Source organism: Amycolatopsis sp. NBC_01480 (genome assembly GCF_036227205.1).
Lineage (GTDB): Bacteria > Actinomycetota > Actinomycetes > Mycobacteriales > Pseudonocardiaceae > Amycolatopsis.
Genome location: NZ_CP109442.1, coordinates 6783674 through 6802700 on the forward strand (window position 1 = coordinate 6783674; position 19027 = coordinate 6802700).

Below are 19027 nucleotides of genomic sequence, written 5' to 3' on the forward strand. Positions count from 1 at the left end.
GATTAGCGGCGGCGGATCCGGGTGATTCACCAGTAATCCGGTGCTATCGTCGGCGGCCGGTCCTCGGGGTGAATTGTTCAAGGGAAGGTAATCCGTGTCGGTCGAAGAGCGGGAAAGAAGGCTGGATACCGCACCCGCCGAGTGGGTTGGGGAAAGCGGTTCAGCGGTCTATTCCGGTGTTGAACCGCCGCCGTCGCGGACCCTGCTGAGCGTGCTGGGCGAATCGGTTTCCCGGTACCCGCAAGCGCCCGCGCTGGACGATGGTGAACAACTGCTGTCCTACGCCGGGCTGGATCGTGAAGTCCGGCGGCGGGCGGCCGTGCTGCGGGACGCCGGGGTCCGGGCGGGCGACCGGGTCGGGGTGCGGGTCCCGTCCGGCACGGCCGAGCTGTACGTCGCCATTCTCGCGGTGCTGGCCGCCGGGGCGGCGTACGTCCCGGTCGACGCCGACGACCCGGACGAGCGGGCCGAGCTGGTCTGGCGCGAAGCGCAGGTGTACGCGGTGATCGGCGCGGGCGGGAAAGTCGTGCTGCGGCACGGGAATCAGCCCGGCGGCACCGGCGCCACGCCGAGCCCGGAGGACGACGCGTGGATCATCTTCACCTCCGGCTCCACCGGCCGGCCGAAGGGCGTCGCGGTGACGCACCGGGCGGCGGCCGCGTTCGTCGACGCCGAGGCCCGGCTGTTCCTGCCGGCCGCCCCGATCGGCCCCGGCGACCGGGTGCTGGCCGGGCTGTCCGTCGCGTTCGACGCCTCCTGCGAGGAAATGTGGCTGGCCTGGCGCAACGGGGCCTGCCTGGTCCCGGCGCCGCGCGCGCTGGTGCGCACCGGGGCGGACCTCGGCCCGTGGCTGCGGCACCGCGGCATCACCGTGGTTTCGACCGTGCCGACGCTGGCCGCGATGTGGCCGGTCGACGACCTCGCCGCCGTCCGGCTGGTGATCCTCGGCGGTGAAGCCTGTCCGCCGGAGGTGGTGCGCCGCTTCGACGACGGCGTGCGCGAGGTCTGGAACACCTACGGGCCCACCGAAGCCACGGTGGTCTCCTGCGCCGCCCGGCTGCGCGCCGGCGAGCCGGTCGGCATCGGGCTCCCGCTCGACGGCTGGCGGCTGGCCGTGGTCGACGCGGCCGGTCTGCCGGTGCGCTGGGGCGAGACCGGCGAGCTGGTGATCGGCGGCGCCGGGCTGGGCCGGTACCTCGACGCGGTCAAGGACACCGAGAAGTTCGTGCCGCTGCCCGCGCTCGGCTGGAACCGCGGCTACCGCAGCGGGGACCTGGTCCGCGCGCTGCCGGACGGGCTGGTGTTCCTCGGCCGCGCCGACGACCAGGTCAAGCTCGGCGGCCGCCGGATCGAGCTGGGCGAGATCGAGGCGGCGCTGCTGGAGCTGCCTTCGGTCGCGGCGGCGGCCGCGGCCGTGCGGCGGACGGCCGGCGGGATCGACGTGCTGGTCGGTTACGTCGTCGGAAATGGCGACTTCGACCAGGCGGAGGCCACGCGTCTGCTGCGCGACCGGCTGCCGGCCGCGCTGGTGCCGCGGCTGGCGGTGCTGGCGGACCTGCCGACGCGGTCCTCGGGCAAGGTGGACCGGGACGCGCTGCCGTGGCCGTTGCCGCGGGCGCGCGAGGCGGCCGTCCGCGCGGACCTCGACCGCGACACCGCGCGGCTGCTCGCCGTCTGGAGCGAGCTGCTCGGCGTCGAGGCCGGTCCGGACGACGACTTCTTCGACCTCGGCGGGACCAGCCTGGCCGCCGCACGGCTGGTTTCCGTGCTGCGCGAGCACCATCCGGGGATCTCGGTGGCCGACGTCTACCGTCATCCCACTCCGGCCCGACTGTCCACAGTGCTCGGTGCCGGACCCGGCGAAACGGCCGCGGCGCCCCGTTCCTTCGAGCGGACGTCCCGGCACTCCGGCTGGATCCAGTGCGCGATCCAGCTGGTCCTGCTCGGTTTCGGCGGCCTGCGGTGGCTGCTGATGATCGCCCTGATCGGCAATCTGCTGCCCCTGTTCGTCGCTGAGTCTTGGCTGCCGACGATGTCGTGGTGGGCGTTGATCCCCGCGTGGCTGGTGCTGTTCAGCCCGGCGGGCCGGATGCTGCTCGCCGCCTTCGGGGCGCGGGCGCTGCGCGGCCGGATCAAGCCGGGGGAGTACCGCCGCGGCGGGCGGACTCACCTGCGGCTCTGGGCAGCGGAACGGTTCGCCGCCTCGTTCGGGCCGGCCGCGATCACCGGCACTCCGCTCGCTGCCCGGTACGCGCGCCTGCTCGGTTGCACGGTGGGCGAAGACACGGACCTGCACTCACCGCCGCCGGTGACCGGGCTGGCCACCTTCGGCGACGGCTGCGCGGTCGAGCCGGAGGCCGACCTGGCCGGGTGGTGGCTCGACGGCGACGTGCTGCACGTCGGCGAGGTCCGCATCGGCGAGCGGGCCCGGGTCGGCGGGCGGAGCACTCTGCTTCCCGGCGCCGTGGTCGGTGCGGACGCGACCCTGCTTCCCGGCAGTTGCCTCGGCGGCGTCGTGCCGGACGGCGCCACCTGGGGTGGCTCGCCCGCGGCCCCACACGAGCGCCCGTCAGACGACCGCTGGCCGGCCGTGCCGCCCTCGCGTTCCCGCGGATGGGCCGCGTTGTACCTGGTCAGCGGCGCGCTGCGGACGCTGCTGCTCGCCGCCGCCGCGGTCCCGCCCGCGGTGCTCGCGGTCCTGGTCCTGCCGTCCGGCACGACCCTGGGCACCGCGATGGTCGACGTGCTGTGGTGGGTGCCGCTGATGGTGCTCGCCGGCCTGCTCGGCCACGCGCTGCTCGTGCTGGCCCTGACCCGCCTCGCCGGCGTCGCGGTCAAGCCGGGGGTGCACCCGGTGCACAGCCGCGCGGGCTGGGCCGCCTGGCTCGTGCACGACCTGATGGACCTGGCCCGGCGGACCCTCTTTCCCTTCTACGCCAGCCTGTTCACCCCGGTCTGGCTGCGCTGCCTCGGCGCGCGCGTCGGCCGTTCGGTCGAGGCGTCGACGGTGCTGGCGCTGCCCGGGATGCTGCGGGTGGCGGATTCGGCGTTCCTCGCCGACGACGTGCTGGCCGCGCCGTACGAGCTGCGCGGCGGCTGGCTCCGGGTCGGGCCGGCCGAGGTCGGCGCCCGCGCGTTCGTCGGGAACTCGGGCATCGTGGGACCCGGCCGGTCCGTCGGCCGGGGCGCGCTGATCGGGGTGCTGTCCGACACCCCGGAGCAGGTCCCGGACGACAGCTCGTGGCTCGGCCGCCCGCCGATGCGGCTGCGGCGCGAGGCCGAAACCCCCGACCCGGCGCGGACTTTCGCCCCGCGTAAGGCTTTGCGGGTCGCCCGGGCCGCGGTCGAGCTGTGCCGGATCGTCCCGCTGATCGTGGCCGGGCTGCTGGGCACCGCGACCTTCGTGGCGTTCGACTACCTCTACGAAAGCGCCGGCTTCTGGCTCGCCGCCGCGGCCGGCGGGTTCCTGCTCACCGTGTCGGGCCTCTGCGCCGGCCTGCTCACCACCGGCGCGAAATGGTTGCTGGTCGGGCGTTTCCGCGCCGGGCGGCATCCACTGTGGAGTTCCTTCGTGTGGCGCAACGAGCTGTTCGACGTGTTCGTCGAGACGCTCGCGGTGCCGTCGCTGGTCCAGCCGTTCGCCGGCACGCCGGTGCTGAACTGGTGGCTGCGCAGCCTGGGCGCCCGGATCGGCCGCGGGGCCTGGTGCGAGAGCCACTGGCTGCCCGAGCCCGACCTGGTCACCATCGGCGCGGGGGTGAGCGTGAACCGCGGCTGCGTGCTCCAGACCCACCTGTTCCACGACCGCGTCATGCGCCTGGAGCCGGTCACCCTGGACCGCGACGCGACCCTCGGCCCGCGCACGATCGTGCTGCCGGGCAGCCACGTCGGCCCCGCGGCCACGATCGGCGCCGGCTCGCTGGTGATGGCCGCGGAAGCCGTGCCCGGGCACAGCCGGTGGCAGGGCTCACCGATCGCCGCGGCGAGGTAGGGCTGGGCTCCGGGCTACCGGGCGGGCGCGGCGACGGCGGCGGCCCGTGAGGCGTGGATGACCAGGTGCTCGTGCGCCCGGGTGATCTGCAGCGGGCGCCAGGTCGCGCGGGTCGTGGCGACCAGCCGTAGATCGGTGTGCGCGGAGCGGTGCCCGTCCAGCAGGACCGTGAGCCCGGCGCAGTTCAGGAACCGGACCGCGGCCAGGTCCACCACGAGCCGCCGGGGCCGGCGGGCCAGGGCCGAATCGAGCGCGGCCCGCACGGCAGGCGCGGTGTGCAGATCGACGTCGCCGTCCAGGACGAGGACCAGCGTCCGGCCGTGCCACTCGGTGGTGATTGTCAGGGTCGGCGGTCCGGCCCGGCCCCGGGCCGCGGGAATGGCCACCGCCGCGGCGGGCGGCGGGGGGCGGCGTAAACGACGGGGATCGAGGGTGCCGAGCTTCACGGTCGGGCTCCTGCTCTGCCGGCCGCGGACCGGGCCGCCAGCACACGCGGCCCGGGACCGGAGGCGGCCTCGGAATGACGGTCGATCGTCGCGAGGGCAAGGGCTGGGCGCTCCGGCGCTGTCGGCCCGAAGTCTACGGGGACGGCGGCCCGCACGACCCGCTCTCGGGCAGGGTCGCACCCGATGGCGGACGTGGCGGCCCCGCGCCGGACCGGATGGTCTGGTTAAGCTGGCGCCATGGGCGATGGGGTTGAGACGGTGACGGCGGCGCGCTGGGCCGAAGTGGTCAGCTATGTGCGGCTCCGCTACGAGGTCCTGGAGGAGGTCGACGGCTGGGTGCGCTTCCGGCTCGGCACCAAGGACGGCCGTAGCCAGCAGGTCACCGTGCACCTGGTGCCGGACCTCGACGGGACCGCGTGGGCCGAGATCTCCTCGCCGGTCGGCTGGGCCGACCGCATCGACCTGCGCCGGCTGCTGGAGCTGGTGGGCTCGTCGAACGTCGGCGGGGCCGCCGTGGTGGACGGGATCGCGCTGGTCAAGCACACCGTGCCGCTCGGCGCGCTGGACCTGGAGTTGGAGTTCGAACGGCCGCTGCTGGCGGTCGTGGCCCGCGCGGACGAGCTGGAGCAGCAGCTCGCGCAGGCCGACGCGTTCTGAGCGCCGTTCAGGAGAGTTGACGCGCGGGGGCGGCCAGCGCCGCCAGCGCGACGAGTTCGGTGAGCGCCATCCCGCGTTCGACCAGGCCGAGCGGGATGATCTCCCACCAGCGCCCGTCGGTGAAGGCGGCGACGGCGATGGCGCCGAGGATGATCGCGAACCAGCCGAGCGAGAGCGCGGCGAGCAGTCGCGCGGCGAAGCGCCGCTGGGGTGAGTGCGGGAACGCCGTGCGCGCGGCGAGCAGGACGGCCAGCGGCAGGCAGACGAACGCGAGCACGCTGGCCGCGCGGTGGAGCGTGCCGCCCGCGCCGGAGTCGGCGCCCGCGGCCCAGTCGGTCTTCGGGAACGCGACGATCACCAGCAGCCCGATCGTCCACAGCCCGCCGAAGATCGCGGAGACGACCGGCAGCCGCCGTTGCAGGCGCAGGACCGCGAGGCTGACGGCGGAGCCCAGGGCCACGAGCACCACGGCGAGGTCGAAGACCCATTTGTTGTCGCTGAGCCCGTATTCGCTGATCGTGCGGCGGGTGACGCTGATCTGGTCGGTCGGCGGCACGAGCCCGAGCACGAGGACGCCCACCGCGCCGAGGGCCAGTGCGGCGATGCCGGCGATCGCGAGCCGGGCGGGACGGCGGTCCTGGGCGAGGGCGGTCATCCTTCGAGATTAACCAAGCCGGGTTCGGGTCCGTGTGAGCAGAAGATCCGCTCGGGCCCCGTGGCTCCGGCCCCGTCGCTGGGCCGCCCTGGCCCGTTCCGCGGCCGGTGCCGGTTAGGCCGCCCGTCCGCTGCCGACCACCTGGCCGCGGACCGCGCGCAGGGCGTGATGGTCCACAGTGGACGGGTCGGCCGCCAGCCAGCCGCCGATCTCGTGCAGGAACTGCTCCGGCGTCATCGGCGGGCCGGGCTCGCCGTCGGGGTCGGCGGTGGTGACCTCGCCCTCGCGGCTGGGGTACACGATCATCGCGCCGCGCAGGGCCACGCCGGGCAGCAGCTCGCGGTAGGCGTCGAGGCTCTCGGCCAGCCGGCTGCCGCCGCCGCGGAAGGCGCGGCCGTTACGCAGCAGGCGGCCGTCTTCGGCGGTCTCGTAATGGCCGGGCAGCCAGAGTTTCGACTCGACGAGCACCAGGCGCTTGCCGCACAGCACGGCGTGGTCGACGTCGGCGAACACCGAGCCCGGCCAGGACAGGCCGTGGAAGATGCGGGCGCCGGGCAGGCGGGTGAGGTAGCGCTCGAGCAGGTCGGCGGTGAGCCGCTCGGCCAGCTCGTCGGCCTCCACACCCGGGTGGCCGAACACGGGGGTGCCGCCGAACTCCTCGGCGAATTCGGTGCGGGCCTTGCGCGCCGCGAGGTAGCCGCGCGCGAGGCGTTGCACGAGCAGTGCGGTGCCCGCGGTGAGCAGCAGCCAGACGATCAGCACCGGCGGCGTGAAGTCCACCCCGGCGAGCAGCGGCAACAGCACGAGCACCATGCCGGCGACCGCCGCGACCACCGGCGTGTGCCCCGGCCCGCGGCGCCGGCCGTGCCGCATGCGCGTGTCCTCACCGGCGAAGACCCACCAGTCGAGGTCCTCGGGCGCCAGGTCCAGCGGCTCCGGCACGAAGCCGGGCTCCTCGCTGAACCGCCGCCGCTTCGGCCGCGCCGCCGGGCGCGTGTGCACGGCGGGGATTCCCGCGTCGTACCCGGTGCGACGCCGGGGGTCACTCAGCGTGTCGTAGGCCTCGCGGAGCAGCTGGAACGTGCCGACGGTGCCCCCGGCGTCGGGGTGCAGCGTCTTGGCGAGCCGCCGGTAGGCCGCCTTGACCTCCGCGGGCGAGGCCGTCTTCCCCACGCCCAGCACCGCGTAGTAGTCGACTTCGGGCACGACGCGTTCCACCTCCGGATGGCTGGCGCGGCAACACTATGGGGTCCCCGATCGGCGCCGCCAACCGCCTCCGCGGCGCGCCGGGGTGAATCGGTTCCGTGGTGCTGCCGTTGGGGAGCCGTCCCGGGGAACGCGCCGGTACGCCGAGTGCGTAGTGACCACAGTGGACAGTGACGGATGGGTCCGTTCCAGTGTATCGGTTCGGGGCTGGTCGTGACTGTCGGTGGTTGTCGGTCGCTCGATCGGGTTCCGCTCGGCCTTCCGGGCCGCGGGGGACGGGATCGGCCCCGCAGACTCGGGGCCGTGCGGAAACTGAAGGCCGCCCGTCGTCCGGAGATCGTCGGGGCGGCGGTGGAGCTGGCGGGGGAGCGGGGTGCGGCCGCGGTGTCGATGCGCGCGGTCGCGGCCCGGCTCGGCCTCACGCCGATGGCGCTGTACGGCTATTTCCGCAGCAAGGACGACCTGCTGGACGCCGTCGCCGGCCACCTGCTGGGCCTCCTGCCCGAGCCGGCCGCGGACCTCCCGCCGCTGGAACGGCTGCGCCGGCTGGCCGGGGGATTGCGCGGCGTGGCCCGGGCGCATCCGGCGCTGGCGGGCCTGCTGTTCACGGCGGGTGCGTCCGCGGCCGACGAGGCTCTGGTGGTCACCGACCGCTGGTACACGGCCCTGCTCGACGCGGGCGTACCGCCTGCGGACGTGCCCCGCTTGGAGCGGCTGCTGACCACTTTTGTGGCGGGCTTTGTGCTTTCGGAGGCCGAAGGCCGCTTCGCGGCGGCCCGCCGTGCCGCACGGTCCCGCCGAGCCCGCTTCGCCCCGTCCGACCTGCCCGGCCACCACCGCCTCGGCCCCCGCCTCGACCCCGACGTCACCTGGGACACCGAATTCGAGGATGACTTGGCTGCCCTGCTGGGTCTCGTTGAGGCGCGCGCTTTGCGGGGCTCGTGAGTGTTGGTGACGGTTCTAACCGGCATGGCCACTCACGAGTCCCTCGGGCTGGAGTCGGTGAAGGCCTCGTTCGCGGGCCTGGCCGGTCTGGCGCCCTGCTGGGTCCCGTTGAGGCAGCTGCTGTGCGGGACTCGTGAGTGTTCATGCCGGGTAACTAGTCAGGTCCCCGTTCATGTGGTGATCGTCGCTCTGCGATGATCACCACGTGAGCGGGGATGGGCGTCCGTCGTATGACGAGCTTGCTGCTCTGGTGGTGTCTCAGGCCGCGACGATTGCGATGTTGCGTGATGAGGTCGAGCGGCTCACGCTGCGGGTCGCGGAGCTGGAACGGCAGCTGAAGACCAACTCGCGGAACTCGTCGAAGCCCCCGTCGCAGGACGTCTACGCGAAACCGGCGCCGAAGTCGCTGCGCGGCAAAACAGGTCGTGGGCAAGGGAAGCAACCCGGTTCGGCGGGTGCGAGCCTGAAGCTGGTCGAGGACCCCGGCGCCGTCGTCGATCACATCCCGTCGGCGTGTTCGGGCTGCGGAGCCGGTTTGCGGAACCGGCCCAGCGTGGACGTGGTCCGCCGCCAGGTGCACGACCTGCCCGAGATCGTCCCGGTGGTGACCGAGCACCGGCTGCACCGGCGGCGCTGCCGGTGCGGGGTCCTCACCACCGCGGCCGCTCCGGCCGAGGCGACCGCCCCCGCGTGCTACGGGCCGAACATCACCGCGTTGGCGGCTTATCTGCTGACGTATCAGCACATTCCGATCGCCCGCGCCGCGGAACTGCTCGCCGAGGCGATGAGCATGGCAGTGTCCACCGGCTGGGTCTCCTCCGTGCTGAGCCGGGTCGCACCGCAGCTGGAGCCATTCGTCGACGCGACCCAGGACGCGCTGCGCCGAACGCCGGTGGCGCATTTCGACGAAACCGCGCTACGCGCGGGAGGCGCCCGGTTCTGGTTGCATTCGGCCTCCACCGACCGGCTCACGACCTACCTGCTGCACCCCAAACGCGGCCGCGGCGCCATCGACGCCTTCGACATCCTGCCCCGCTTCACCGGCATCGCCGTGCACGACGGCTGGCACCCCTACCGCACCTACGACGTCACCCACGCGCTCTGCAACGCCCACCACCAGCGCGAACTGGTCGCGGCCGCCGACGCCCACCCCGAGCAGGACTGGCCCGCGCAGCTGCGCGGCGTGCTCGACGAACTCAACACCGCCGCCCACACCGCCCGCGAGCTCGGCCTCGACGAACTGCCCGGCGAAGTCCTCGACCCGATGACCAGCCGCTTCGACACCCACCTCGCCACCGGACTGCAGCTGCACACCCGCAACCACACCGGACACCCCCAAGGCGGCAGACCCGCCCAAACCAAAACCCGAGCCCTGCTCGAACGACTGCACCGACATCGCGACGACGTCCTGCGATTCGCGTTCGACCTGACCGTTCCCTTCACCAACAACCAGGCCGAACGCGACATCCGCATGACCAAAACCCAACTCAAACTCGCCGGCTGGCGCACCACCCCCGGCGCCACCACCTGGCTCACCGTCCGCTCCTACATCTCCACCCTCCGCAAAAACGGCATCCACGTCCTCACCGCACTCCGCGACGCCATCACCGGAAACCCCTGGCTACCAACACACCCAGCAACCACCTGACTAGTGTCTCGTGATTCTGTTGGCTTTACTTAGTGTTGTTGTCGACGAGTTTCTTGATGTTGGCTTGGACGAGGCGGACTTTGGCGAGGATGTCCTCGGTGGTGGCGGTCCAGGTGAACGGTGTGGCGTCGGTGTTCCAGTGGATGATGTAGTCGCGGATCTGCTTGATCAGGACTTTGACGCTGGTGAAGGTGCCGCGGCGGATGGACTGGCGGGTGGCGATGCTGAACCAGGTTTCGATCTGGTTGAGCCAGGAGGAACCTTTGGGGGTGAAGTGGAAGCGCACGTGCGGGTTTTTCTCCAGCCACGCCATGACGTCGGGCGTGGTGTGGGTGGACAGGTTGTCCAGGACGACGTGGATCTCGGTGCCCGCGTGAGGTTTCACCGCCTTCTTGAGGAAGGCGAGGAAGTCGGCACCGTTGCGGGTGGGGGTGCACTCGCCGAACACCTCTCCGGTGCTCACGTTGAGTGCGGCGAACAGGTTCGTGGTGCCGTGCCGGACGTAGTCGTGGGTGCGTTTCTCGCTCGCGTCGAACTCGATCGGCAGCAGCGGCTGAGTGCGGTCCAAGGCCTGGATCTGGGTCTTCTCGTCGATCGAGAGCACCACGGCCCCGCCCGGCGGGTCGAGATACAGCCCGACGATGTCAGCGACCTTCTCGGCGAAGGCCGGGTCCTTGCTGATCTTGAACGTGCCCTGACGATGCGGCTTCAACCCGTTCTCGCGCCACAGCTTCGCCACGTAATGATGCGACACCGACACCCCCTCAGTGCGCGTGATGAACACGGCCATCTCCCGGCTCGACCAGTGCGACAACCCCAACTCACCAGGCGGACTGGTGCGCGTGGCCGCCAGGATCCGGGCCCGGATCGACGCTGGAACCTGCTCCCGGCCAGCCCCACGCGGCCGCTCCAGCAACCCCGCGATCCCTTCGGTGCCATAGCGGGACAACCAGAAATTCACCGTCGGCCGCGACACCCCCGCCAACGCCGCGATCTCCTGCTTCTGCCGCCCCTCCGCCCACCACAACACGATCCGCGCCCGCGTCGCCACCGACGCCGGCACGTCCGAACTGTTCACCAGCGCCCGCAACTCAGCACGCTCGTCCACCGTCAACTCCATCCGACAAGTAGACCACACGTAAACTAAACAGCATCACACGACACTAGTTACCATGCCGGTTAGAACCGTCATGAACACTCACGAGTCATCGGAGTGGTTCCGCCCGGGTGTCTCTAACCCTCCCCCAGCGCCAGCGCGACGGCGCCGAGCAGGGAGGCGTCCTGGTCGAACCGCGCCGGGACCAGTTCGGGCGGGAACGGAACCGCCGCGGCCAGGCGGTCGCGCAGGGCGGGCAGCAGCACATCGGCCGAGCGGACCAGGCCGCCGCCCACCGAGACGCGTTGCGGGTCGAACGCGATGGCCAGGTTGGCCACGTGCATGGACAGCTCGTCGAGGGCCGCCGTGACCAGTTCCTTGGCCTGGGTGTTCTCCCGGGCCAAGGCGAACAGCTCGCCGGCGGTGACCGGGCGGCCGAGCAGCGCGCTCGCCCGGCTGCCCAGCCCGCGCCCGCCCACGGCCTCCTCCAGCGGCGCCGCACCGCTGGCGAAACCGTCGGTGTCCGGCGGGGCGAGCAGGTTGTAGCCGATCTCGCCCGCGGCCCCGTTGGCGCCGGTCAGCAGGCGGCCGCCGACCAGCACCGCCGCCGCGATGCCGGTGCCCAGCGAGAGGAACACCGCCGGGTCGGCCCCGGCGAGCGTGCCCCACTTCCACTCCGCCAGCGCCGCCGCCTTCGCGTCCGTGCCGACCGCGATCGGCAGGTCCGGGAATTCGGCGGCCACCAGCTCCTTCAGGTGCAGCCGCTCCCACCCCGGCACGTTCGGCGCGAGGAGGATGCGGTCCGGCAGCACGATCCCGGGGCTGACCACGCCCACCGAGCCCAGGTGCGCGCGCTCGTCGGCGACCAGGGACCTGGCCCCGGCGAGCGCGCGCGTCACCACCTGCTCGGCCCCCGCCGCCGCGTCGGTGTCCAGCCGGCGCGTGGCCAGCAGGGTGCCGTCACGGCGGGCGAGGCCCAGCGCCACCTTCGTGCCGCCGAAATCGATGCCCAGGACCAGTTCTTCGGACGTCACTCGCGGGTCCCCTCGACCTTCGGCGGAATGGCCGCGTGCGGCCCGCGATGCCCACCGGCCGGCACCACGACGCTGCCGGTGTTGAACCCGGCCACGCTGATCACGGCCGGCGCGCCGTGCAGGTCCGCCGCCTTGTAGCTGACGGTCAGCGTCTGCGACTGCCCGGGCCACAACGTGATGTCGTTGTCGTCCCAGGTCGCCGCGGCCAGCTGGTTGTCACCGGCCGCCGCGTGCCCGTCCGGCGTGCCCCGGCGGACGTCGGCCCGCAGGAAGAACCCGACGGCCGGGGTCTTCGACGTGTTGGTCACCGTCACCGTGGTCGCGGTGTCGGCGCCGTCCGGACCGGGCGCGGCCTTCGTCGAGGCCGTCACGCCGACCTGCGACTTCGGCAGGTCCCGCAGCGCCGTCAGGTCGCCGTACTGGCTCAGCGTCGCCTGCGGCTGGCCCAGGGTCTTGCCCCAGTCGACGACGTCCTTCTGCGTGGACATCCAGTAGACGTTGCGGTCGACCACCTTGCCGCCCTGGCTGACCTGCAGCTCGACGAAGTACACCTGCGCCTTGGCCGGCGCCTTCGTCTCGGCCGGCACCTTCGGCTTCAGCACGCCGGTCACCACGCCCTGGCTGCCGAGCGAGAGGTTCTTCGCGGTCTGGTCGTCGAGCACCTTGCCCGCGGTGTCGTAGACCTTCGCCTGCACCGAAAGCCCGGACTCCCCGGTGGCGCCGAGGTTGTCGACGGTCACCTGCCCGGTGTCGTAGCCGTAGATCGCGTGCAACGGCTTGTTGGCCTTCTTCGCGCCGAAGAACGCGCCCGGCTGGTCGCCGTCGTCGTTGTACAGCGACCAGAGCAGCGTCGGCCAGCCCTTGTTCAGCTGCCAGTAGACGACGCCGGTGGACGGGTTGTTCTTGTCCGTGGAGTGCGCCAGGAAGGACTCGAACTGCGAGCGGGTGTTCTCGTAGTTCGCCAGCTGCGCGGACTCCACATAGGACTCGAGCGAGTCCCAGGCGCCGTACCGGTGGGTGATGGAGTTGTCCAATGTGTACAGCGTGCCGAAGGCGTAACCGCCGTGGTCGGGCTCGAAATTGGCGTGGTACTGGTTGTACGCCGGGTCCTGCCACAGCTTCGCCTGCTCGGCCGGGGAGAGGAACCGCTTGATCGAGTCCAGCGTCGGCACGGTGTGCCCGGCGCTCTGCTCACTGGCGAAGCCCCACGAGCCGCCCGCGTTGGTGCGGCTCGAATCGGTCTTGTCGAAGTGCGAGGTGTCGTACCAGTAGGACGGCGGGACCCAGTCGTACGGCCCCTCCTTCTCCCCCGAGCTGCCCAGCGTCGGCGTGCTCTTGTACTCCGCCGAGGCGATGATCGGGACCTGGAAGTCCGCGTCCTTGAAGGCGTTCAGGCTCTCGGTCTCCTGGCGCGCGACCGGCGCGTTGTCGCTCCAGCCGTAGACGATGACGCTCGGGTGGCTGCGCTCGCGCTGGCCGATCGAGTAGGCCGAGTCGTGCATGATCGTGTAGTCGCGCTCGGTCAGCTTCGAGACGTCCTCGGGCTGCCAGGCGTCACAGCACAGGAAGCCGCCGAGTACCAGCAGCCCGGCGCGGTCGGCCTGGTCGTAGAAGTCCTGCGGCATGTCGTGACCCTCGAGCCGGACGCCGGACAGGCCCATGTTCTTGATCAGCGCGAGCTGGTGCGCGGTGTCGGCCTTGTCGTAGTGCAGGAACAGGTCCGGCGCGAAGCCGCCGCCGCGGAACACGAAGTCCTTGCCGTTGACGGCGAACTTGCGCGCGCCGTCGGGCAGCGGGGTGGACTTGCCGATCAGCTTCGAGGTCACCGTGCGGATGCCGAAAGTGTCCGAAGAGGACGTGGACAGCACGCCGCCCTGGGAAACCGCCGTGCCCAGGGTGTACAGCGGCTGTGCGCCCATCGAGTACGGCCACCACGCCTGCGGCTTACCGATCTTCAGCTGCGGGAACTTCGCCGGCGTGAACGTCACGGTCTGCTTGCCGTGCGCGGGAACCGTGACCGGCTGCTCGGCCACGACCGGGGCACTGGCACCCCCAGGCGGGGTGACGGTGGCCGCGACATCACCGGTCTGCGCGGTCGCCGCGTTGTTCGTGACGTCCACCTTCACCGTGAGCGAGGACGTGGACAGGTCGGCCGCGTTGTCTTGCACCACGTGGGCGTTGTCGCCGGTGAGCGCGCCGGACAGCTGCAGCGTCGGCGGGTACTGGAGGCCGGTGTTGTTGTCCGGTGGGATCTGGCTCCAGTCGGCGTTGTCGAGGGTGTACATCTTGGTCGGGTCGTTCGGGTAGACCTTGATCGCCAGGCTGTTCTTGCCCGGCTTCAGCAGCTTCGAGACGTCGAAAGTGTGCCCGGCGAACGCGCCGCTCACCACGTCCTTGCCCGCCACCAGCGTGCCGTTGACCCAGACGTCGCCCTCGCCGACGATGCCCGGGATGGTCAGCTTGCCGGACTGGCCCGCGGTGAACGACGGGTCGAAGTCCGTGCGGAACCACCACGGGTCGGAGAACGGCTTGGTCACCACCGGGCCGAGCTTGTCCACGTAGCCGAAGCACTTGCGCAGGTTGTCGGAGTAGAAGACGTTGGGGCACTTGCCGTTCTGCACCAGCGCGTTGATCTCGGTGCCGGGCGCGCCGGCGTCGTCCGGCTTCACCGGCAGCCAGCCCGCGGTGGAATAGCCGGGAGCGGACACCTTGGCGCCGCCGTCCTTGACGCTCGCGGTGGTGAGCACCTGCCAGCCGGCCAGCCCGATCGTGGACAGCCCGTGCGGCCGCGCGGCGGCGGCCTGCGGCTGCGGCGTGACCTGGGCCGAGGCCGGCGTGGTCGCGCTCAGCACCCCGGGCACCAGGATCAGCGCGGCGGCCGCGGCGATCCTGGCCATGGGCGGTTTCCTCATGCCTGAGCCCCTTCGGTGGTCGTGGTGCCCGCCGAGGCGAACGCATCGCGGATTTCCTTCGGCCCGAACGGCCAGGTCTTCTCGGCCGCCGCGTAGATCAGGAAGGCGACGACGCCGAGCAGGATCCAGGCCACGGACAGGATGATCGAGAGCCAGGTGCTCGAGACGTAGATGTACACCCAGCCGGCCAGCGCGATGATCGTCGGGACCGGGTAGAGCCACTGCCGGTACGGCCGGTTGAGCCGCGGCTGGCGGTGGCGCAGCACCACGATGGCGGCGACCTGCGCGATCGACTGGATGATCACGAGCACCGTGACGGCGGCGTTGATGACGTCGGTCAGGGTGAACAGCGAGCCGACCGCGGTGATCACGCCCATGGTGAGCACGCCCGCCGTGGGCAGGTTGAGCCGCGGGTGCAGCTTGGCGAAAACGGGCAGGAAAACCTTGTCACGCGCGGCTTCGAACGGCACGCGCGAGCCGCCGAGCAGGCCGGCGAACACCGAGCCGATGGCGGCGATGACGATCAGGACGGTGATCACCTTCGCGGTGACCGAGCCCCACGCCTGCTCCAGCACGCTGGAGGCGACCGACGTCGCGCTCTTCAGCTCGTCCAACGGGATCGAGCCGAGCACGCCCACCTGGAGCAGGAAGTAGAGCGACATGATGCCGAGGATGGAGTAGATGATCGAGCGGGGCAGTGTCCGGCCGGGGTTGCGCACCTCGCCGCCGAGGTAGGCCGAGGTGTTGTAGCCGAGGTAGTCGTAGATCGCGATGACCAGGCCGGCGCCGAGGCCGCCCCAGAACGCGCCGCCCGAGCCGAACGCGCCGGGTGTGAAGGCGAACGCCTGCGCGCCGCTGAAGTGCGAGAAGGCCGCGATGATCACGGCCAGCACGGCGAACAGCATGATCACGAACAGCCCGGTGGTGAGCTTGCTGATCTGCCCGATGCGGCGGAACAGCGCGAGCACGATCACCACGACGATGGCGATGCCGATGATCTTGCCGAGCGGGGTGGTGCCGCCGTCGCCGGTCACGCCGGGGATCAGGTAGCCGAGGTACTGGACCAGGCCGATGATGCCGGTGGACATGATCAGCGGGATGAACAGCACGGCGCTCCACGCGAACAGGAACGGCATCAGCCGCCCGGTGCGGTACTGGAACGCCTCACGGAGGTAGACGTACGTGCCGCCGGCGCCGGGCAGCGCGGCGCCGAGCTCGGCCCAGACGAGGCCGTCGGCGAGGGCGATGATCGCGCCGATGATCCAGCCGAACATCGCCTGCGGGCCGCCCATGGTCGCGACCATCGCGGGGATGGTGACGAACGGGCCGATCCCGCACATCTGCGTCATGTTGATCGCCGTCGCCTGCAGCGGCCCGATCTTGCGTTCGAGGCCGGTGGGCGAAAGGTCCGCCGCCCCCGGGCCCCCCGAACGGGTGGGTGAGCTCACGTCGTGCCTCCATCCGATAGTTAGTAAAGCTTCTTAACATAAGATGTACGGGGCGGGAAGGGATCCGTTTGTAAAGTTGTGGAAAGTTGTGGAAACACGAGCAGAACGAGGACGGGGCAAGCGTGGTTGCGGACGGGGCGCGCGGGGACGAGCCGCAGGTGGCGGAGGTGGCACGGGAACCAGTGTCACGCCTGGGCACGGATACGGCGGGCTGTGGCGGCGCGGGCGGTGGGGCGCAAGGAGGACGTATGGCGCGCGAGCTGCGAGCGATCACCGCGGCCGAGCCGGGACGGCCGATCGGGCCGGCCCCGCAAGTCGGGACGCCCGCGAGTATGCGGGCGTTGAACCAGCGTCTGGTGCTGCAACGGTTGCGCGATCACGGCGAGGCGACCCGTCCGCAGATCGCCGGGGACACCGGGTTGTCGAAGCCGACTGTCGGGCAGGCGTTGCTCGATCTGGAGCAGTACGGGCTCGTCCGGGCGGCCGGGCACAGCCTGTCCGGGCCGGGGCGCGCGGCCGTGGTGTACCGGGCCGCGCCGGAGGCCGGGCACGTGGCCGGGGTGGACATCGGGCGGCGGTCGATCCGGGTGGCCATCGCGGATCTGGACGGCAGCATCGTCGCGCGGCTGGACGAGCCGAACCGCTGCCGTTCGGCCGGCGCGCTGGTGCGGACGGTCAGCGAGGCCGTCTCGCGGGCGGTGGCTTCGGCCGGGTTGGCGCCGAGGGACGTCGTCGCGACGGTCGTCGGCACGCCGGGCATCCCGGACGCGCGCACCGGCACCGTGCACCGCGCGCCGAACCTGCCCGGCTGGGAGCGCAAGGGCCTGCTGCACGAGCTGGCCGACGAGCTGGGCGCGCACGGCTCGGAACTGGTGGTGGAGAACGACGCGAACCTGTGCGCGGTCGGCGAGCACGCGCTCGGCGCGGCGCTGGGGGTCGACGTGCTGGTGTGCCTGACCGTCGGCACCGGCATCGGAATGGGCGTGCTGGTGGACGGAAAGTTGTTCCGCGGTGCCCACGGCGCGGCCGGCGAGATCGCGGACCTGCCGGCGGGCTCCGGCGGCGCCCGTGCCAAACGCCCGGGCCCGATGGAGGACGCCGCGGCGGCGCACGCCGTGGTCGCGCACGCCCGAGAGCTGGGAGTCACCAAGGCCCGCACGGCAAAGGACGTCTTCCGCCTCGCCCGCGAAGGCGATCCGTTGGCCCTGCAGGTGGTCGAGGCGGAGGCCGTGCACCTGGCACACGTGGTGGCCGCGGTGACCGCCGTGCTCGACCCGGGCCTGATCGTCCTGGGCGGCGGCATCGGCGGCAACGCGGACCTCCTCGCCGCCCCGATGCGCCGCACCCTGGCCGCGACAACGCCATTCACCGCGGAGATCATCGCCGGCCAACTGGGCTCGGAAGCCGTCCTGGCCGGCGCGATCACCACCGCCCTCAGCACAGCCCGCGACCTGGTCTTCGACCGCCGCGAACCACGCCGCGCCTGAACCCCCGCGACTCACCAGACCCGACGGCGCCCGACGCGCCCCCACCGACTCCACCAACGGACTCGTGAGTGCCGGTGCCGGTTAGAACCGTTCTGGTAACTAGTCAGGTGGTTGCTGGGTGTGTTGGTAGCCAGGGGTTTCCGGTGATGGCGTCGCGGAGTGCGGTGAGGACGTGGATGCCGTTTTTGCGGAGGGTGGAGATGTAGGAGCGGACGGTGAGCCAGGTGGTGGCGCCGGGGGTGGTGCGCCAGCCGGCGAGTTTGAGTTGGGTTTTGGTCATGCGGATGTCGCGTTCGGCCTGGTTGTTGGTGAAGGGAACGGTCAGGTCGAACGCGAATCGCAGGACGTCGTCGCGATGTCGGTGCAGTCGTTCGAGCAGGGCTCGGGTTTTGGTTTGGGCGGGTCTGCCGCCTTGGGGGTGTCCGGTGTGGTTGCGGGTGTGCAGCTGCAGTCCGGTGGCGAGGTGGGTGTCGAAGCGGCTGGTCATCGGGTCGAGGACTTCGCCGGGCAGTTCGTCGAGGCCGAGCTCGCGGGCGGTGTGGGCGGCGGTGTTGAGTTCGTCGAGCACGCCGCGCAGCTGCGCGGGCCAGTCCTGCTCGGGGTGGGCGTCGGCGGCCGCGACCAGTTCGCGCTGGTGGTGGGCGTTGCAGAGCGCGTGGGTGACGTCGTAGGTGCGGTAGGGGTGCCAGCCGTCGTGCACGGCGATGCCGGTGAAGCGGGGCAGGATGTCGAAGGCGTCGATGGCGCCGCGGCCGCGTTTGGGGTGCAGCAGGTAGGTCGTGAGCCGGTCGGTGGAGGCCGAATGCAACCAGAACCGGGCGCCTCCCGCGCGTAGCGCGGTTTCGTCGAAATGCGCCACCGGCGTTCGGCGCAGCGCGTCCTGGGTCGCGTCGACGAATGGCTCCAGCTGCGGTGCGACCCGGCTCAGCACGGAGGAGACCCAGCCGGTGGACACTGCCATGCTCATCGCCTCGGCGAGCAGTTCCGCGGCGCGGGCGATCGGAATGTGCTGATACGTCAGCAGATAAGCCGCCAACGCGGTGATGTTCGGCCCGTAGCACGCGGGGGCGGTCGCCTCGGCCGGAGCGGCCGCGGTGGTGAGGACCCCGCACCGGCAGCGCCGCCGGTGCAGCCGGTGCTCGGTCACCACCGGGACGATCTCGGGCAGGTCGTGCACCTGGCGGCGGACCACGTCCACGCTGGGCCGGTTCCGCAAACCGGCTCCGCAGCCCGAACACGCCGACGGGATGTGATCGACGACGGCGCCGGGGTCCTCGACCAGCTTCAGGCTCGCACCCGCCGAACCGGGTTGCTTCCCTTGCCCACGACCTGTTTTGCCGCGCAGCGACTTCGGCGCCGGTTTCGCGTAGACGTCCTGCGACGGGGGCTTCGACGAGTTCCGCGAGTTGGTCTTCAGCTGCCGTTCCAGCTCCGCGACCCGCAGCGTGAGCCGCTCGACCTCATCACGCAACATCGCAATCGTCGCGGCCTGAGACACCACC

General features: G+C 71.6%; 13 protein-coding genes. 5 read left to right on the forward strand and 8 right to left on the reverse strand.

Annotated features, from left to right (window positions below; translation table 11 throughout):
* Positions 1 to 214: 214 nt before the first annotated feature.
* A complete protein-coding gene (locus OG371_RS32395) occupies positions 215 to 3991 on the forward strand; it encodes a Pls/PosA family non-ribosomal peptide synthetase (protein ID WP_442876190.1) in 3777 nt (1258 codons plus the stop codon).
* A 14-nt stretch (positions 3992 to 4005) separates the two neighbouring features.
* Here the strand turns inward: OG371_RS32395 and OG371_RS32400 are convergent, their stop codons facing one another.
* Positions 4006 to 4437: an STAS domain-containing protein gene (locus OG371_RS32400; protein WP_329059329.1), complete on the reverse strand. Its 432-nt coding sequence runs from the start codon at positions 4435 to 4437 to the stop codon at positions 4006 to 4008.
* Positions 4438 to 4674: 237 nt separating this feature from the next.
* Here OG371_RS32400 and OG371_RS32405 point away from each other — a divergent pair, with 237 nt between their 5' ends.
* Positions 4675 to 5094 carry a hypothetical protein gene (locus OG371_RS32405; protein WP_329059331.1) on the forward strand — a complete coding sequence of 140 codons (420 nt, stop codon included), beginning with the start codon at positions 4675 to 4677 and terminating at the stop codon, positions 5092 to 5094.
* Positions 5095 to 5101: 7 nt separating this feature from the next.
* Here the strand turns inward: OG371_RS32405 and OG371_RS32410 are convergent, their stop codons facing one another.
* The gene (locus OG371_RS32410) at positions 5102 to 5749 is read right to left on the reverse strand and encodes a DUF998 domain-containing protein (RefSeq protein WP_329059333.1); all 648 of its coding nucleotides are present in this window, start codon (positions 5747 to 5749) and stop codon (positions 5102 to 5104) included.
* Positions 5750 to 5863: 114 nt separating this feature from the next.
* Positions 5864 to 6955, reverse strand: coding sequence for a J domain-containing protein (locus OG371_RS32415; RefSeq protein WP_329059335.1), 1092 nt, complete (start codon positions 6953 to 6955; stop codon positions 5864 to 5866).
* Between the two features lie 303 nt (positions 6956 to 7258).
* Between OG371_RS32415 and OG371_RS32420 the strand changes: the two genes are divergently transcribed.
* Complete coding sequence (locus tag OG371_RS32420) at positions 7259 to 7900, forward strand: TetR/AcrR family transcriptional regulator (protein ID WP_329059337.1); 642 nt, start codon at positions 7259 to 7261, stop codon at positions 7898 to 7900.
* Between the two features lie 277 nt (positions 7901 to 8177).
* A complete protein-coding gene (gene tnpC, locus OG371_RS32425; protein WP_329059339.1) occupies positions 8178 to 9548 on the forward strand; it encodes an IS66 family transposase in 1371 nt (456 codons plus the stop codon).
* Positions 9549 to 9573: 25 nt separating this feature from the next.
* On the opposite strand, the gene OG371_RS32430 is transcribed toward tnpC (OG371_RS32425), so the two are convergent.
* The 4 genes from OG371_RS32430 to OG371_RS32445 all read right to left on the reverse strand — a co-directional run bounded on the left by OG371_RS32430 (position 9574) and on the right by OG371_RS32445 (position 16038).
* Positions 9574 to 10656 carry an IS630 family transposase gene (locus tag OG371_RS32430; protein WP_329059341.1) on the reverse strand — a complete coding sequence of 361 codons (1083 nt, stop codon included), beginning with the start codon at positions 10654 to 10656 and terminating at the stop codon, positions 9574 to 9576.
* A 125-nt stretch (positions 10657 to 10781) separates the two neighbouring features.
* Positions 10782 to 11678, reverse strand: coding sequence for an ROK family protein (locus OG371_RS32435; RefSeq protein ID WP_329059343.1), 897 nt, complete (start codon positions 11676 to 11678; stop codon positions 10782 to 10784).
* Positions 11675 to 14575: a glycosyl hydrolase 2 galactose-binding domain-containing protein gene (locus tag OG371_RS32440; protein ID WP_329059345.1), complete on the reverse strand. Its 2901-nt coding sequence runs from the start codon at positions 14573 to 14575 to the stop codon at positions 11675 to 11677. The genes OG371_RS32435 and OG371_RS32440 overlap by 4 nt, the downstream gene beginning before the upstream one ends.
* 11 nt (positions 14576 to 14586) lie before the next feature.
* Positions 14587 to 16038, reverse strand: coding sequence for an APC family permease (locus tag OG371_RS32445; RefSeq protein WP_329059348.1), 1452 nt, complete (start codon positions 16036 to 16038; stop codon positions 14587 to 14589).
* 332 nt (positions 16039 to 16370) lie between these two features.
* On the opposite strand from OG371_RS32445, the gene OG371_RS32450 reads away from it, so the two are divergent.
* Complete coding sequence (locus tag OG371_RS32450; RefSeq protein ID WP_442876191.1) at positions 16371 to 17525, forward strand: ROK family transcriptional regulator; 1155 nt, start codon at positions 16371 to 16373, stop codon at positions 17523 to 17525.
* A gap of 103 nt (positions 17526 to 17628) precedes the next feature.
* On the opposite strand, the gene tnpC (OG371_RS32455) is transcribed toward OG371_RS32450, so the two are convergent.
* Positions 17629 to 18999, reverse strand: coding sequence for an IS66 family transposase (gene tnpC / locus OG371_RS32455; protein ID WP_329059339.1), 1371 nt, complete (start codon positions 18997 to 18999; stop codon positions 17629 to 17631).
* Positions 19000 to 19027: the final 28 nt, after the last annotated feature.